Origin of the sequence: Calothrix sp. UHCC 0171, from assembly GCF_034931845.1 — a bacterium.
Classification (GTDB): Bacteria; Cyanobacteriota; Cyanobacteriia; order Cyanobacteriales; family Nostocaceae; genus Brunnivagina.
Window position 1 is genome coordinate 127,857 of the sequence record NZ_JAYGHN010000008.1, and the last position, 17,454, is coordinate 145,310.

Annotated in this window: 13 protein-coding genes; 7 read left to right on the forward strand and 6 right to left on the reverse strand. The window is 37.8% G+C overall.

Annotated features, from left to right (window positions below):
- Positions 1-395: 395 nt before the first annotated feature.
- Entirely contained in the window at positions 396-1,481 is a 1,086-nt protein-coding gene (gene recA / locus VB733_RS08930; protein ID WP_323339770.1) for a recombinase RecA, read from the forward strand.
- Positions 1,482-1,660: 179 nt separating this feature from the next.
- Here recA and VB733_RS08935 read toward each other — a convergent pair whose 3' ends face one another.
- Positions 1,661-3,247, reverse strand: coding sequence for a S8 family serine peptidase (locus VB733_RS08935; protein WP_323339726.1), 1,587 nt, complete (start codon positions 3,245-3,247; stop codon positions 1,661-1,663).
- Between the two features lie 175 nt (positions 3,248-3,422).
- On the opposite strand from VB733_RS08935, the gene rpe reads away from it, so the two are divergent.
- The gene (rpe, locus tag VB733_RS08940; RefSeq protein ID WP_096611578.1) at positions 3,423-4,130 is read left to right on the forward strand and encodes a ribulose-phosphate 3-epimerase; all 708 of its coding nucleotides are present in this window, start codon (positions 3,423-3,425) and stop codon (positions 4,128-4,130) included.
- Between the two features lie 143 nt (positions 4,131-4,273).
- Here the strand turns inward: rpe and VB733_RS08945 are convergent, their stop codons facing one another.
- A complete protein-coding gene (locus VB733_RS08945; RefSeq protein WP_323339727.1) occupies positions 4,274-5,029 on the reverse strand; it encodes a PEP-CTERM sorting domain-containing protein in 756 nt (251 codons plus the stop codon).
- 472 nt (positions 5,030-5,501) lie between these two features.
- Here VB733_RS08945 and VB733_RS08950 point away from each other — a divergent pair, with 472 nt between their 5' ends.
- Positions 5,502-6,194 carry a glycoside hydrolase gene (locus tag VB733_RS08950; protein WP_416336305.1) on the forward strand — a complete coding sequence of 231 codons (693 nt, stop codon included), beginning with the start codon at positions 5,502-5,504 and terminating at the stop codon, positions 6,192-6,194.
- Positions 6,195-6,445: 251 nt separating this feature from the next.
- Here VB733_RS08950 and menH read toward each other — a convergent pair whose 3' ends face one another.
- The 4 genes from menH to VB733_RS08970 form a co-directional block, all read right to left on the reverse strand.
- Positions 6,446-7,339 (reverse strand): 2-succinyl-6-hydroxy-2,4-cyclohexadiene-1-carboxylate synthase, encoded by an 894-nt coding sequence (menH, locus tag VB733_RS08955; protein ID WP_416336304.1) that lies wholly within the window; start codon positions 7,337-7,339, stop codon positions 6,446-6,448.
- A gap of 68 nt (positions 7,340-7,407) precedes the next feature.
- On the reverse strand, positions 7,408-8,895 hold the full coding sequence (locus tag VB733_RS08960) for a serine hydrolase (RefSeq protein WP_323339729.1): 1,488 nt from the start codon (positions 8,893-8,895) through the stop codon (positions 7,408-7,410).
- 80 nt (positions 8,896-8,975) lie between these two features.
- Entirely contained in the window at positions 8,976-10,661 is a 1,686-nt protein-coding gene (locus VB733_RS08965; protein ID WP_323339730.1) for a protein kinase domain-containing protein, read from the reverse strand.
- A 146-nt stretch (positions 10,662-10,807) separates the two neighbouring features.
- Positions 10,808-11,203 carry a metal-sensitive transcriptional regulator gene (locus tag VB733_RS08970; protein WP_323339731.1) on the reverse strand — a complete coding sequence of 132 codons (396 nt, stop codon included), beginning with the start codon at positions 11,201-11,203 and terminating at the stop codon, positions 10,808-10,810.
- A 482-nt stretch (positions 11,204-11,685) separates the two neighbouring features.
- Between VB733_RS08970 and VB733_RS08975 the strand changes: the two genes are divergently transcribed.
- The 4 genes from VB733_RS08975 (at position 11,686) to VB733_RS08990 (ending at position 17,396) form a co-directional block, all read left to right on the forward strand.
- Positions 11,686-12,924: an HhoA/HhoB/HtrA family serine endopeptidase gene (locus tag VB733_RS08975; RefSeq protein WP_323339732.1), complete on the forward strand. Its 1,239-nt coding sequence runs from the start codon at positions 11,686-11,688 to the stop codon at positions 12,922-12,924.
- Between the two features lie 401 nt (positions 12,925-13,325).
- Positions 13,326-14,576 carry a hypothetical protein gene (locus VB733_RS08980; protein ID WP_323339733.1) on the forward strand — a complete coding sequence of 417 codons (1,251 nt, stop codon included), beginning with the start codon at positions 13,326-13,328 and terminating at the stop codon, positions 14,574-14,576.
- A gap of 344 nt (positions 14,577-14,920) precedes the next feature.
- The gene (locus tag VB733_RS08985) at positions 14,921-15,427 is read left to right on the forward strand and encodes a pentapeptide repeat-containing protein (protein ID WP_323339772.1); all 507 of its coding nucleotides are present in this window, start codon (positions 14,921-14,923) and stop codon (positions 15,425-15,427) included.
- 211 nt (positions 15,428-15,638) lie between these two features.
- Positions 15,639-17,396: a HEAT repeat domain-containing protein gene (locus VB733_RS08990; protein ID WP_323339734.1), complete on the forward strand. Its 1,758-nt coding sequence runs from the start codon at positions 15,639-15,641 to the stop codon at positions 17,394-17,396.
- The last annotated feature ends 58 nt before the right edge of the window (positions 17,397-17,454 follow it).

Sequence of the window (17,454 nt, forward strand, 5' to 3'; positions counted from 1 at the left end):
TTGAGTATTGGATTTTCTACCTAATCTGGCTAGAATCAGATGTAGCAAATTTAAATCATAGAAGCACAAAATTCAGACAAAATTAGCCCTACCTCTTCTTAATCGGTAAGGATAATCAAAGCTTTCCTGTTATCAAAGAGATTTGGCAAGGGGTTTGATATTTAACTGTGCTGACCTACTTTCCCTAAATCTACTCTGCTTCCCCGGAAATATTGTGACGTTTTTTGTTGGAGATGTCCCATTTTTAATTTTTCTGACGTAGAATAGTATATCTGTTCTAGTAAAATCTCAGATTCTATACTCCCAGCAAATCAATAACTAATATATTTACAGGTGAGAAAGAGGCAAAAATGGCTGTAAACACCGCAGATGGAAATGGTAAAAAAGAGGCAAAAATGGCTGCAAATACCGCAGATAATAATAATGCTGCCAAGCAAAAAGCCCTTGGTGTCGTACTCAACCAAATTGAGAAGACTTTTGGGAAAGGTACGATTATGCGCTTGGGTGATGCCAGCAGGATGAGGGTAGAAACCATTTCCAGTGGTGCCCTAACTCTGGACTTGGCGTTGGGAGGTGGCTTGCCTAAAGGACGTGTGATTGAGATTTATGGACCAGAGAGTTCTGGTAAAACAACAGTAGCCTTACATGCGGTTGCGGAAGTACAAAAGGAAGGTGGCATTGCAGCTTATGTGGATGCGGAACACGCATTAGACCCTGTATATGCGGGTTGTTTGGGTGTTGATATCGAGAATTTACTGGTTTCTCAACCAGATACTGGGGAAGCAGCCTTAGAAATTGTTGACCAATTGGTACGTTCTGCGGCAGTTGATATTGTCGTGATTGATTCAGTAGCAGCATTAGTCCCCCGTGCGGAAATCGAAGGGGAAATGGGCGATGCACACGTTGGTTTGCAGGCGCGGTTAATGAGCCAAGCTCTACGTAAAATTACTGGTAATATTGGTAAATCTGGATGTACTGTGATTTTTATTAACCAGTTGCGTCAGAAAATCGGTGTCACCTACGGGAATCCAGAAACAACTACTGGTGGTAATGCTTTGAAGTATTATGCGTCGGTTCGTTTAGATATTCGTCGCATTCAAACCTTGAAGAAAGGTACTGAGGAGTTTGGTAACAGAGTTAAAGTCAAAGTTGCCAAAAACAAAGTTGCACCGCCTTTTAGAATCGCCGAATTTGACATTATTTTTGGTAAAGGTATTTCGACTATTGGCTGTTTAGTGGATTTGGCAGAAGAAACAGGTATTTTGAGCCGTAAAGGTGCTTGGTATAGCTACAACGGTGAGAATATCTCTCAAGGGCGTGATAATGCGATTAAATACATGGAAGAAAAGCCTGATTTGATTGAACAAATCAAGAAACTCGTCCGTGAAAAACTGGAAATGGGTGCAGTTGTCTCCGCTAATTCGGTACGCAAGACAGCCGAAGATGAGGAAGAAGAGGAAGACGAAGATTTGGAAGAGTAAAGAACTGTTGAGTAGGGGAGTGGAAAAGGTAAAAAATTATCTTTAGTTTTTATCTTTTAGTTTCCTTTCCCCTTTTCCTCTTCTTTCTCGACAGTACCATTTACCATTCACTAGTAATGATGCTTTTGTTGCTGTGCTGAGAGCGGAGAAGAATTATCAAACTAATAATTTTCTTGGTTCTAGTTGACTGGAACAGTCCACCAAGCTAGTGCATATGCTTGCTTAGGTTCGTTGACTTGTTGCTTGTATTGGACACGGATTTTATATGCACCAGCTACGGGAACGGGACAAAAAACATGTTCGACGCTATCAACTTCACTAATCGAAGCACAATTAGCAACGGTAGAACCATTTTCTTGAACTAAGTATAAATCAAGATTATTTAAACCGCGATCGCGAAAATTTTCCCCTTCTTCATACATCTGATTATTATTTTTATCTTCGAGTTCGACTAATCTATCCCAAGTTAATGTCACCGCCACAAAGCTATTTGCTTTTAATGGTTTTGCTAATACATAATCAACAAATGCATTAGCGGCAACGGTGTTATAGTCCCAACCTAAAGCCGCTACAGGTTGATTGGGTTGCCATTGCCCAGCGCTAAATTGTTGTAAAGCCCGCGACGCATTCAAATGTCCCGCACCCATTTGGGCATGAAGGGGAATTTTCGGGTTTTGATAGGCATCAGATGCTAACCAGTCTAAATTTTGCTTGTCAATAATTGTCCGTGTCATGCCTAACCGCAAACCGTCACCCTTATCTTTCAACTTATCAGTCGAGTTCAACAAAACAGCCTTCATGACTTCATGGCGACGAGAAGCATGACTCCAGTTATTTTTTTTGTTTTTTAATTCTCGATCACCAAATTCTTGTAACAAAGCAACCGTTCCAGTTAAATGTGGTGCTGCAAAACTAGTACCCGTAACTTTATTTACCTTACCATCAGGATTCAACATTCTGATATTACTACCAGGAGAGAGAATATTCACTGAACGACGCGCACCGAGGTTAATTTCTTTACCTGCCAATCGGGCTGCGGCACCTTCATTGGCAGCAGCTAAGTTAGAAACATCAACTTTGTTAAAAACTTGTTCACGACGGGAAGAAAACGCCACATTCATCGCATTGTAATTATCAGTGGGAATAGGAATACCACCCTTACCTTGATTACCTGCGATCGCATATAAAACATCATGTACCCGACTTGACCAATCAACACACATTGTTAACAAGGCATTCCCATCTAACACCGCATCCGGTCGGGGATCACGGTTCAAAGGTTCGCCAAAGCTAAAATTTATCGCCCGCACATCTCCACCGTTTTGCGTGGCAATATGCTGCGCGGTTAAACATTCTTCTGGTTGTCCTTGACTTTTAGTCGCACCTACCGCCGCAGAATACAAACGTGCATTCGGTGCCACTCCGGGGAATGCTTTATCTTTACTCACCATCACACCCGCAACATTATGTGCATGTGGATCAACACCACTATTTGACTTTGCCGGAGTATTTCGCAAGAAGACTGCCACCAAAGACAATGCATGGTTATTAGAAACAGCTTTATCAACCCCAAATTTCCCTGGTCTGCCAATTTCTACCTGACCAATTGCAATTTTTCGTCCAGTCAAGTTGTAAGGAGGTTTGTGCAACTTCAGAGCATCAATACCCAAACTATCAATTGAACTGCTAAAAGTTAAAGCCAGCACCGGAGTAGTCAAACAAGCAGCACTCAAGCCAAAAATAATCCAAGTTTGTTTTTTTGTCATTTTGTCAATAGGTTATTGGTAGTTATTAATCATTAGTTTTAGGTATTAAGAATTTAGAATAACTCTTTCCCCTTTTCCCTTTCCCCTTTCCCATGTAGGATGGAATTAGGATGAGATTTTCTCATAGTTTTGTTACAATGCATACAGAATTAAACCGCGTCTAGACCCACCAGCCATGACCTACACTCAATCAAAGAAACCCATTGTCATTTCTCCATCAATTTTATCGGCTAACTTTAGCCGTTTAGGAGAAGAAGTTCGTGCCGTTGACGAAGCTGGTGCTGACTGGATTCACGTCGATGTAATGGACGGTCGCTTTGTTCCTAATATAACCATTGGTCCTTTGGTAGTAGATGCAATTCGTCCAGTGACGAAAAAGCCACTAGATGTCCACTTAATGATTGTGGAACCAGAAAAATACGTTGCAGATTTTGCCAAGGCTGGTGCTGATATTATCTCAGTCCATTGTGAGCATAATGCTTCACCCCACTTACACCGCACACTTGGGTTAATTAAAGAGCTTGGGAAACAAGCAGGTGTTGTACTCAATCCTTCCACACCTTTGACTTTGATTGAGCATGTTCTCGACCTTTGTGATTTAGTTTTGATTATGAGCGTTAACCCTGGTTTTGGGGGACAAAGCTTTATTCCCACGATGGTGCCAAAAATTCAAAAGTTGCGTCAAATGTGTGATGAACGGGGTTTAGACCCTTGGATTGAGGTTGATGGTGGTTTAAAGGCAAATAATACTTGGCAAGTATTAGAAGCTGGCGCAAATGCGATTGTAGCGGGTTCTGCGGTTTATAATGCACCCGACTATGCTGAAGCAATTAATGCAATTCGTAATAGTAAGCGTCCTGCGCCTGAGTTGGCTAAAGTTTAATGACATAGTTTCAGAATCAGGCTAATGAGTGAGTCGCGACTATACAATCATGCGATCGCATTCATTAGTCTTTCTAATTTTGATTCCAACCAGTAGAATTTTTTTTGCATAAATAATAATCAAAATTAAACACCACTTAGATATTAATCGCTATCTTTTTCATGTTTTTTCATCTGACGACGGAGTATTGTACCCGCAACAATTACAGTGCCCAAAATCATTGATGGTTCGGGAATTGAGCGACTATCACCATGGGATTTCGTCATTAATACAAATGCACGTTCCACTGGTTCACTATATTCTCTCGACCAATTATGAGTATCTCCTTCATAAGCGCTGATGCCAGGAAGCCCAAAACCGCCGCTTGTAGTCTCCCAATAAATCCCATCTAGCTCAAAATTTGAGGATAAATGTAAACCTAACCAATATTTATTATTTGCAAGTAAATTAACCGGAGTTGCTAAATCAAAAGTATAAGCAAACTCATTGTAATAACCATATAAAGCCCGACCTGTAGATTTTTTGAAAATATCAACACCATAACCAGAAATAAAAGGTTGAGTATCTGGTGTGCCATCGCGATCGTAAAATAATGAATATTCAATAGTTCCATCCCAAATAGATTCGGGTGATTCTACTGTCCAAAATTTAATACTATTTAAAATAGTATTTTCCTTAATGACAAAATCTTCCGCTTGTATCCATACAGTGGCTTCTCTCCCAGAGATTAAATCAGGAGAACCATTATTAAAAATTTCTTTGTCTTGAACTGGTTGTGAAGAACTTACAGAAGTAGCTTGCATTGCATTTACCACTCTGGGATAAACAACTTCCACCACAGTAAATAATATTCCCAAGCTAATTGGGAGTAAAAAACGTAAGCTAGTAAACAAAGTCATAAACTTTCTCAATAAATAGTAAATTTTGTAACTATTACTTTCTTGCACTCTGACGAGAATGCCCTTTAATACATACGTTAATTACTCAAACTGACAGTAAAATTACGCAATATAATAGTTACATATAAGTAATTCATAATTCTGTTTTTCCTCTAATAAACTTCTTTTAATTATGTAAAATCACTTATCTTAATGTCAGAAAAATAGAACTAGTGAAGTTACTGTAATTGTCGCAGCAAGAAGCATTTAATACCGTGCCCAATACTGGTATAGATTGTTAATGCGTAAATTAAATGAGTATATAATCACACTCCAATTTATTAAAAACACTGATATTCATTTAATGGAATTTGAGTAGTAGAAATTGTTGCTATTAGTTAGGATGAAACTTGAGCAAGAATCTCTTGGTATCTCTTAGTTGTCGCTTTGCGAAAACTGAAGAGTATCAAGTTTTTGATGGTTAGAGTGTTAGATATTAAGGAGCCGGACTCTGAAAAAGCTTGAAACAAAAGGGGTTGAAAAACTCATTGCGCCGCTAATCGCTCTACTTGGGTTTGTGTGCTTAATCCAGTGGCTAATAACAGGTGATTTGCGATGGTCTCAAACTAGGGAACCCATATATAGTCAAAAACAACCACCTTTGGTGATGAAAGGGGGAGACCCTTATGTACGTGCATTGATGCGAACTATTTCCGCCAGCGAAGCCAATACTAACCGTCCCTATTCGGTTTTATATGGTGGAAAACATGTCAATGATTTGAGTCGCCATCCTGAAGTTTGCGTCACTATTGTTAATGGTCCAAATAAAGGAAATTGTTCAACGGCAGCTGGAAGATATCAAGTTATTAATACGACTTGGAAGCAGATTGCGTCTCGCTATCACCCCAAACCCTCACAATTTATGCTGTGGTCTTCTTATAGCTTTGAGGCTGAGTATCAAGATGTCGTAGTTTATCGGTGGTTGAGTGACTCGCAAGTTTGGGGAACTGATATTACTCAATTACTGCGTCAAGGTAAGTTAAATAATGTTTTAAAGTTACTTTCTCCGACTTGGACAAGTTTGGGATACGGAATTGAAACTAATTCGATGAGTCGTTATCTACCAAGTATTTATCAGAAAATGTTGCAAGATGAGTTGAAAGCGACAAATAAGGTTAATAGTTAATGAGAAAGTCGATGGGGAGACGCGGAGATGACGAGAAGAATTGATGATAACTGATTAGTTGCAGTTAATATGAGACCATTTATAACATAAATATTAAAGATAGCCACGCAAGGGGAAACCCGGTTTCTCATCGAAAAGTCAGATGATGCTCGATACTTAAATCCAAGAAACCGGGTTTCTTTGGTCTTAAGCTTTGCTTTATATATAACCTCGATCAGGGATATAAATTAGGTTTAATAAAGTCAATGAATTTAAACGAAGGAAATAATAGCTTGCATAAATTCGTCTGTATTTTCTAAATGAGTATTATGGGCTGCCTTGGGAATGATTGTGAGTTGGCAAAATCTACAAATATTCTGCATCTTTTGGTTAATACCTATAAATTTTGGATCGTCTTCACCAGCTAATAAAAGTGTAGGTATTTGATTTTGTCTCAGCTTTTCCCAAAGTGAAGGCTGACATCCGGTTCCCATGAAGCGTAAAGATTTTGCTAATTCTTGAGGATTGTTTCGTAGACGGTTACTGATTAATTGCTCAAATCCAGGATGGTTTTTGATGTTTCCAAAAATTGCTTGACTGTACCAGGTGACTAAAAAATTGGTAAAATCTTCCTGTGTATTGATTCGTTCTAATTTTCTGGCAATTCCAGTATCTTTTTTGATTCTTTCGTTTCTTTCCATTTGACTTTCTAATCCAGGAGAAGCTGATTCCAAAATAAGTTTAGAAAATCTTTCAGGATAATATATGGCAAGATATAAAGCTAATCTTCCACCCATTGAATAGCCGAATAAGCCACATTTATTTATGTGTAATTCATCCAATAAATTGATGATTCCTGCTGCTATATTCGACATATTATAATATTCTTCACCACCTAAAACTTGAGTCTTACCATGTCCCGGTATATCTATTGTCAGGTAGGAATAATCTTGATTTAGCGACGCAATAATAGGGTTGAATTCGTGGCGATCGCCCAAAAACCCATGTAAAAATAAAATTAATTTTTGGTCTTTTTTTTTATTTAAATGGTAACTAAATGCATGTTTATTTAATCGCATCTGAGAATAATCAAGATAAAATCGAGACGATATCTGAAATTTAGATTTATATGCGATCGCAAATGTGATGATTTCATTACGCTTCATGATTTATTATAGCGATCGCACACTCTACAAATCTACAACTTAAGAATTAAGTTAGGCTTAGGCTCAATTTATTGTTTAGTCATTTTTTGAAACACTGCATATGACAACTTAGGGAAAATATCCCGACTTTTTGCATAACCTGAATCATCTCCAAATACTGCAATTACATATTTAGCCTTACCATCATGTGTCTCTATATAAGCAACTTCTCCTCTTGAATTTGTCGTCCAACCTGCCTTAGAAATAAACCTAACTTTATTTGCAGGTAAATACTCACCAAGAAAATTCTTAACTGGGTGAAACTCTTCAGGATTTAATGGCTGCTTTTGCCAAAGTTGTAAATCTCTGGCTAACAAAGTCTTCATTACCTTACTAGATTCGGGTGAAACTGCTTGTTCGCTAGCTATTTCATACATCAATCTACTAGCAGCAAATGATGTTAGTTTATTACGTATCGGTTTCTTAGGATTATCGCCACGAATTTGTAAATCACTTCCTTGAGGTTCGGAAATATTTTTACTGTAATGATGTGGTATGGGAAAAGTTTTTTGGTTGATATTAATATTTTTATATCCTGCTTTAGTGAAAAAAGTATTTAATGAATCTCGTTTGGCTTTCCAATCTTGATATTCTATTTTTGCTAATTTTTCTCGTGTTGGTGCATTTGTAATGCGGTCAATAATTTTACTTGTAGCATCATTATCTGATTGAGTAATCATTTGATCGATCTCTGAATTTATGGCTGAATCTGGAACAATAGAACCGCTTTGAATTTTAGCTTGTAAAATAACTAACCAAAATAATTTAGCGACACTAGCAGGAAAGCGAGGAGTTTCTTGTTGATAACCAGCAATTGTATTTTGATTTAAATCGATGAGTGTAATTGATAAATTTTCAGTTGAAAGATTATAAGATTTTACTAGTTGAACTAAATCATCAACAATTACTTGTAATTTTGAATTTTTTTGAAGTGGAGGTTCAACAAGATTATAGATAAAGTCTGAATTAATAGTTGGTAATACAGCTATAGGTTGGGAAAATAGGGGGGGATGTGCTGAAATTTCTACCGGAGTATTTGTAACTTTTAATCCTGAATTGGGAGATACTTGTGGTGGAGGTGGTGATATTTTAATTGATCTAGTTTGGGCAAAAATATTATTTATTTTTGATGATTTAGAAGATTTTTTATATGTCATTAAATGACTAACAGTAAATATACCAACTATCAGAATGACAACTAAAGTAACTAATCCATAAAAGTGTAGATGTTGTAGTTTATTTTTCTGTTTAGGAATTTTCTTTTGGTTAGTTATAATTCTGGGTTCTAAATAATTTGTTCGAGATTTTTTTTGTTTTGTTGGACTAACACCTACAGATAACTGTGAATTTTGAATTATCTCTTGTTCTGATTCCTGATTTTGAAATTGTTTTTTCAAAGCTAAGTTCTGTTGTTGTAAATTAGCTATAACTTGATTTGCTTGTGTTAATCTACGTTCAAGCTCTGCAAGCTTTTGGTCACGACTATCTGATGATTGTTGTTGCGATCGCTGGTCCACTGTTTTATCCTTGCTAGCAGTAAGTAAAATATTAAAAAGCAAAACTTAAATTGGTGTGCAATATCTACTTAAAACCGAATTTAATTCAGAGTTTTGTAGTCAGATATTTTCACCAATCCATTTTCATATACCAAAGAATAACGTACTCTTGAAGTTTTAAATGCTGTATTATCTCGGTCAATTTTGCCATTTTTATATAGTGTTCTCTCTTCAGTTACATCAACTTCAATGGTGGCATTATCACCACTAGCAGAGAAATTTCTAATTTGTTCTATTTTCTGCACTCCATAGCTGTAATAAGCATTATTCCTAATCAACCAATCAACTGAACTCAGGCAGTTATCTTCGTGAATTCCCTGCGCTATACAAGCGTCAGGATTATCTGTTTTTCGGATATTATCTCGGAACGCTTTTCCTGTTAGTAATTGCACTCCTAATTCTGCATGATGTTCAGAACCAAATATATCTCTTTTTGCTGTTAACCAATTTCTGATTGTTTGTTCTGCGGAATTTTGAGAAATACTAGCCGGGTTAGAGGTAGTAGGGGTAATAGGATTGGCTGCTCTTTGAGGGGGAATACTTGTAACGGGGGGAACAGGTGGCGGTGGTGAAGTAATTATCGGAGTAGTGGGGGTTTGCGATGCAGTTGGTGTGAGATTGGGGTTGGGAGGATTAGGATTTATCTCAAGAGAATTACGAGCAAGTAATTGCATTACCCATAATCCTGAAACAACGAAAATTCCAATGACACCACCAATAATAATTGCTTGTTGCCAAGTACCTAAACCTCTGGGCTGTAATCCTTGATGTGCTTCTGCGGTTGGTGCATATTGGGGGGTTGGTGGAGAAATTAGAGTTGGAGTCTGAACCTGCGGTGGTGGTGAAGATGGAACAGTCGGCGCTGCGACTGGATATATTGGCGCAGTAGGTGGTGGAGGTGTTTGCGGTGCTTGTAATGCCGATAGCATTTCCCGTGCATTCCAATAGCGATCGCGTCCAATTGGCTGTATACTTTTATCTAAAATTCCGGCAAATGTGGGTGTCACTCCCAAGGCGAAATTCCGCCATACGATTTCACCTGTTACCGGATTTGTTGTAAATTCCTGGGGGATTTTACCTGTTAGCAAATAAATTGCAGTTAGCCCCAAACTATATATATCACTAGCAAATACTGGTCTACCTACCGACTGTTCCATCGGCATAAAACCAGGTGTTCCAATCACAATTGATTGTGCAGAATTGCCAGAAGCTGTAACCGTTGTTCCCATCGTCTCTTTGACAGCACCAAAATCAATTAGAACTGGTTTCCGGTCACTATTACGAATTAAAATATTATCTGGCTTAATATCCCGATGTACTATGCCCTTACTGTGGACATAATCTAGCACTGGCAAAATATTGATTAAAATTTCTTTTACACTACTTTCACTCAACAAACCCTGTTGCAATATTTGCGTGAGAGTTTGCCCCTCAATATATTCTTGTACTAAATAAAATTCCCCATTTTCAACAAAATAAGCATATAAAGTCGGGATTTGATTGCAGCCATTCCCCAACTCTTCTAAAATTGCAGCTTCTCGCCGAAAGCGTTCTTGTACCAACTGGTAAACTTGAGGATTGTTCGCCACTGGTTTAAGTTGCTTGATGACACACCTTCTACCCGATGGCATTTGCGTATCTTCAGCCAAAAAAGTTTCCCCAAATCCACCATCACCAAGTACACGCAAAACGCGATAGCGATTGTTCAACAGTGTTGGCGTTAGCATACTTAATTACCCGGAGATTCTATTTTTTACTAATACAATGCTCCCCAGGGTAATTCATGATACTTAGTAAATTATTTACATTTTTGTATTGAAACATCATGAATATTTGTAAATAATACTGACTTTATTGTTTTTGATTTTATTTTCTAAGGCAAAAATCTATCTAAAGCTGCCTTCAGTTGTTCAATTTCCGCTTCAATATTTCCTTCTTTTGATGCTCTAGCAATACACTCGGTTAAATGTTCATCCAGGACAATTCGCGCCACTCGATCTAAAGCCCCACGTACCGCAGCAATCTGTAATAGCACATCAGGACAAGGACTATTTTGCTGTACCATCGTTTTGATTCCCCGTACATGTCCTTCAATCCGGGATAGTCGATTCACAATCCGCCGCAAAGACTCTTCACTATGAATGTGACCATGAGCCGAATTATGATTCTGATGTGTGTGGTCTGCATGGTCATTGATTATACCATCATTTAGTTCATTTTCCTCAGATTGAGGTGATGCTTGCTTTTTTAATTGGTTTGTTCCATTCATAAATGATGATTCACACTTCTAACTACCTTAAATCGTAGCCTAGAGTCGCAGATCTAGTTGGCGCGATCGCATCTACATTCTCATTTTCTAGTCATGTCGCTAGGGCTAATCAGCAGAATTCAGGTCATTAAACCAGTAAAGTTATAAAAAAATATAAAAATTCTGTATCTTAAGCAACAAATTAGTTAAGATAAATAAAAATTTTGCAAAAAATTAACATTGTGCAGCTACATTTGTCATGGAATCATGACAAAATGGGATTTTGAGGATTCTCTAGGAAAGAATTAGTCCCAGGCACTAAATACCTGGGGCTTTATTTTTGATTGGAGTGGTTCTTGGGCGAAACATAAAGTAAAGTTTAAGCGTCTATATTTTTGAGAATTTTTAGCAATTTCTGAGGTTTTCTTGCAAACCTGTAAAAATAAAAGTAGAAATACATATCGATTTCACTAACAATCAACTAAAAATTAATGGTTGCCGTTATGCGATTTTCCAAACTACCTCGGTCAATGCGACAATTTGGTACGCATGTGTTAGCTATTATTCTGGGCGTTGTTTTCACAGTCGGTACATTGCAAGTATCGCCATCCCAGGCAGAACCAGCACCCAGCCCTATTGTCAATTCTGTCACCAATCAGGATTCCAGACAATTAGTGGCTCAACGGCAGTCTCCCGCAACTACAGCAATTGGGAACAGCAGCTTTGTGACTGCGGCAGTCAATCGTGTTGGGAATGCAGTTGTCAGAATAGATACAGAAAGAACAGTAGTGTCCCGTCGCATACCTGATCCATTTTTCGATGATCCATTTTTCCGGAGATTTTTTGGCGATAGTTTGCCGCAACAGATGCCATCTCAGCAACAACAACGCGGTTTAGGTTCCGGATTTATTATTGATAAAAGTGGGCTGATTTTAACGAATGCTCACGTTGTTGACAAAGCCGACAGAGTAACGGTTCGTCTCAAAGATGGACGCACAATTGAAGGCAAAGTCCAAGGAGTTGATGAAGTAACCGATTTAGCTGTAGTTAAAATCAATGCAGGTGGTGATTTACCTGTAGCAACTTTAGGTTCCTCATCAAATGTACAAGTTGGAGATTGGGCGATCGCTGTTGGTAATCCTTTAGGATTGGATAATACAGTTACTTTGGGTATTGTTAGCACTTTGCGCCGCACCAGTCGAGATGTGGGTATTGGTAACAAGCGCTTGGAGTTTATTCAAACCGACGCAGCGATAAACCCTGGCAACTCTGGAGGACCACTTTTAAATGCCCAAGGTGAAGTGATTGGTATCAATACAGCCATTCGTGGTGATGCAATGGGCATTGGCTTTGCAATTCCCATCGATAGGGCAAAATCAATTGCATCTCAACTTCAAAGAGGTGAAAAAGTTGCCCACCCTTTCATTGGTATTGGGATGGAAGATTTAACACCCGAACTGGCTAAACAAATTAATGCCAACCCCAATAATCCCATTCGCATACCTGAAATCAATGGTATTTTGGTAGCGCGAGTTGTCCCGAATTCTCCTGCTGCAAATGCAGGTATCCGTGTTGGTGATGTGGTTGTACAAGTCGATGGGCAACGTATCAATAATGGCGAACAATTGTTGAATATCGTCGAACAAAGCCGCATTGGTCAAACTTTACAACTAAAAGTCCAGCGTGGGAATCAAACACAGCAATTATCGATTCGCACTGCCCAGCTACAAGATGCTTCGTAACTAGCAAAAACTTCACCTATCCAGTATTGGATTTTCCTTGGTTTCGAGTAATGGCGAAAATAGTGTAGTTAATATCCCTGGCTTTTGGAAAAGTCGGGGATATTAATTTTTCACCGCATCCCCCTGTCTTTGTATAGTATGTATTAAGTACAAATAGTATTATATATTGCAATTAAGAATGGAGATATCTATGTAAATATGCCAATAAAGATACTCAACTTAAAGTTGAGATTATTATTTTTTACTACCTAATGACTGATAACTATGTCTAAGGCTAGGATAAGCTTAGAACCCAAAAACTTGAAAATTTGTAATCACGCAGGAAAATAGCGAAATATTGAATTATTCCATTTCATTAATTATTTATTTAAATTAATTTCCTCTCTACCCTACCCAAACCTATGAAAAATCGTCGTTATGCATCTCCATACTTTCGCTATCTCAAAGCCAGACTGTGGAATTTAACGCGCCCAGGTTTTTGGGGTACTGCTATTTTTCTATCTGTGGTTGGCTTGGTAATCAGAGAATTCTGGGCACGCCCAGATATGCTAACTCGGCAAAATTCTAATTCAACAGGACAACAGTCAGAATCAAGTTCAACACTTTCTGATGAAGAAAGGGCAGTTGCTGCTGATATAGATAATTTACCTGTCTTGGCTTATGACTTTGAGCGAGGCTTAGAGTCAATACCTAGCCCAGAAGTCATTGCCACGCCCAAAAAAGCTAATAAGAACCCTTTGGAAGAAGCATTTAGCAAGCAAAATACTGTAAAAGAAACGAAATTAAATTCCTCGGCAACAAATTCTAATTCCTTACCAAAATTCAATAATCCTTTTTTAAGTGAAGCCAATAGTTTATTACAATTTACAAATACTCAAAGTAATAGTAGATTTGCCAGCTTAAATCCCCTCAATAAGTCATCTAGTCGAGAGGATGAGACAGAATATGCAGCAAATCAAAGACTCGGATATACGAGAAGAAATAGTTTATTGCCAAGCAATAATGAAAGAAACTCTGAAAGTAATATTGGTCTATATTCTCTTCAACCTGTAATTAACCAATCCTTCAATAGTCAAAATTCTGTAGTTTTAAATAATAGCAACCAAAACTTAAATTCATTGCCAATATCTGGGAATCAATCATTTAATGCGTATAGCTCCTATAATTCTTCCCAAAGTAACTTGACAAATTCGAGTTATAACAATGGCAACTATAATTATGGTAATAATTATCTGAATAATTCTGTTAATACTTTTGGACAACAAATAACAAATACTTTACCAAGTAGCTTGCAAAATGTACCAAATGCTCTGCCAAATCCAGTGTATACACAGCCTTCGGCATTAACTAATAATTTCAGCAACAACAGCATTAGCACAGGTATTGGACAACCAATAGTTACAACTCAACCATTACAAACATATACTGATTACACAAACTATAACAGTAATAACTTTAACAATAATACTGCCCCATTAACTAATACCAATCAATCAATACAGGTAATACCACCAGTGGCGACACCGACACAAAGCTACACTACACCTTATTCAAATTTACCTAGCAATTCAAATATTAATAATGATGCAGTGAAGCGAGGTTTGCAAAAGTTTGATCCTTCTCTCTTTCCCAATCAAGTCCCAAATCAATAATTTGATTTTTATCCGTCATGCGATCGCGCTTTTTGCACACTTTTATTAGACATTTTCAAATATTTCTATGATTTTTTTAGTGACACTAATTTCTCTTAACATCTCCAAATAAGCAGACTTAAGAATGAGAATTTAATAACCTGGATTTTGGATTTAATTGGGGATGGTGCGTTACGCGACTCTAGCTCAACCTACTTTTGCGCCTTATTCAATCCATAATCCTTACAGCATAAAAGTTTTACTCTAACTTTATGTAAAACTTAAACTAGAGGAGAAAAGTTAACTATTCGCGAGAATACTTGACTTCCATTCTCTGGAAACATCTGCATTGAGATTAAGAGATGATGATAATCTTTTCGCGTCGAATTCTCCGCCTAATTGTAGTTTTAAGTATATTTTTCTTGTTCTCAGCATTTAATACTACATCTGCTTTAGCTCAAATTAATACAATCAATTACAACAACGCCAGTTTAGAAGGTCGAGATTTTTCTAACACTGATTTGAAAGGGGTTAATTTTGTTGCCGCCGAAATGCGCGGTACTAACTTCAAAAACGCAAATTTAACAAACGCGATGTTTACTAAAGGCGTAATGTTAAAAGCCAACTTAGAAGGAGCAAACCTAACAGGTGCTTTAGTCGATCGCGTAACATTAGATGAAGCCAACCTGAGAAATACCAATTTTACCGGTGCGACATTAACCCGGAGTCGTTTCTTTAATGCCGATATTAGCGGAGCCGATTTTACCGATGCAATTATTGATAGATATCAGGTATCCTTAATGTGCGATCGCGCGGATGGTGTGAATCCAGTGACAGGAGTATCAACTCGCGATAGTTTGGGGTGTAGGTAGGCATCTAAAACTAATATCATAACCGTCCCGCGCTTCGGAGAGGGTTAGGGTTTTATGGGCATGTAGAGACGCGATATATCGTGTCTCTGGGGGATAAACGGGAAGAAGATATCTAGAGATTTTTTACGGAAAAATCCTTAAGTGAAATGTATCCTTTCTCTGAATCTTTACAAATCACCTTAGTATAATTTTGTAGCATTCCTTCCCCGCTATGCCCCAAAAACACCGCAAATACCACCGCTTTGTAGTTTTCGCATTGACTTTTATCCTGGTTATTTCCTTTTCCCTACCTTGGGCAAGTGCGAAGGAATCAGAAAAACCCAAACCGCAAGATTGGCAGATAAATGGGATTATTGCAGCGCTGGGCGATGGTTATCCGGAGGTTCAAATTCTGGGATTTAAGGAAATTGCAGAATACGAACTCAAAGATTTAGATCAGCAGAAACCTGATAATCTCGCCAAGAAAGCAATTAATCTCCTTCAAGACAAAAATATTGATTTCGACAACTTTAACACTGGCTATAATATTTTGACCGCATTGAATAATTTAGGCGATGCTGTCAAACCATACGTCAAAGATATTGTCGATATTCTTAAAGATAAAAGTTTTCACCCTAGTGTTCGTGCTAATGCTGCGTCTGCGTTGGGTTATTTAGGGGATGCAGCTAAACCATACGCCAAAGATATTGTTGATATCCTCAAGGATAAAAATGCTGATTCTAATCTTCGTGCTAATGCTGTGTATACATTGAGTAAATTAGGAGATGTAGCTAAACCATACATCAAAGATATTGCTGATATCCTCAAAGATAAAAATGTTGATCCTAGTGTTCGTTCTAGTGCTGCGTCTGCGTTGGGAAATTTAGGGGATGCAGCTAAACCTTATATTAGGGATATCGTTGATATCCTCAAGGATAAAACTGTTAATAACGAAATTCGCATTAGTGCTGCTAGTGCGTTGGGAAATTTAGGGGATGCAGCTAAACCATACATCAAAGATATTGCTGATATCCTGAATGAGAAAAATGTTGATAGTAATCTGCGTATTAATGCTGTGTATGCATTGAGTAAATTAGGGGATGCAGCTAAACCTTATATTAGGGATATTCCTGATTTCATAAAAGAGGATAACATTGATAGTAATACTCGCACTAGCGTTGCTGAAATCATAGCAATTATTAAAGATCGAAATATTGATTATCAAATCCGCATTAGTGCTGCGTATGAATTGGGAAAATTAGGTGATGCAGTTAAACCCTACGTCAAAGATATTGTCGATATTATTAAAGATAAAAATATTGACCTTGATATTCGCCGTAGTGCTGCTGATACATTTGGACAATTTGGGGATGTAACCAAACCCTACATTAAAGATATTCTCGATATTAGCAAGGATAAAACTGAAGACATTAATCTTAACTCTAGTGCTGCCCAAGCATTAGCAAATTTAGGCAAGTTAGCCAAACCATACGTTAAAGATATCCTCAATGTAATTAAGGACAGAAGTTTTCATTCTCATGTTCGCAATAGTTTTGCTTATGCATTAGGGAAAATCGAACAATTACAAGTTAATAATCTTGGTATAGTCCTCGACAATATCTACTATGCCGGAGAATCAGAATTTCATCAATGGCGTTTTCTTAGCTACTTACTTGGTGGTGGTAGTGATGACAGCAAAACCCTGTTGAAATGGGTTGGTTTACCCGAACTAAAATCTATCCCTAGCAAACTTAACCGTGATGAAGCCATCAAAACCCTAGATGTATTTACCAAAGCTTGGCAACCCAGCCAAGATTTAGAGCGATTGCGAGAAGATTTAGCCGAGAAAATTTCCCTCGTGGTTTCCCAAAAACAAGTAACTTGGCAACCCCAGGATATATTACTCCTAGAAAAGCTGAAAAATAACCTGAATAAAGCTGGTTACGGGAATAAAGCCTGTGCCATTGAATCGACAATTAGTAGCCTCTAATTTTGGAGAGAAATTTACCGTCGTGCTAGGGATTCTGAAAAAATATCGGGATAAATTA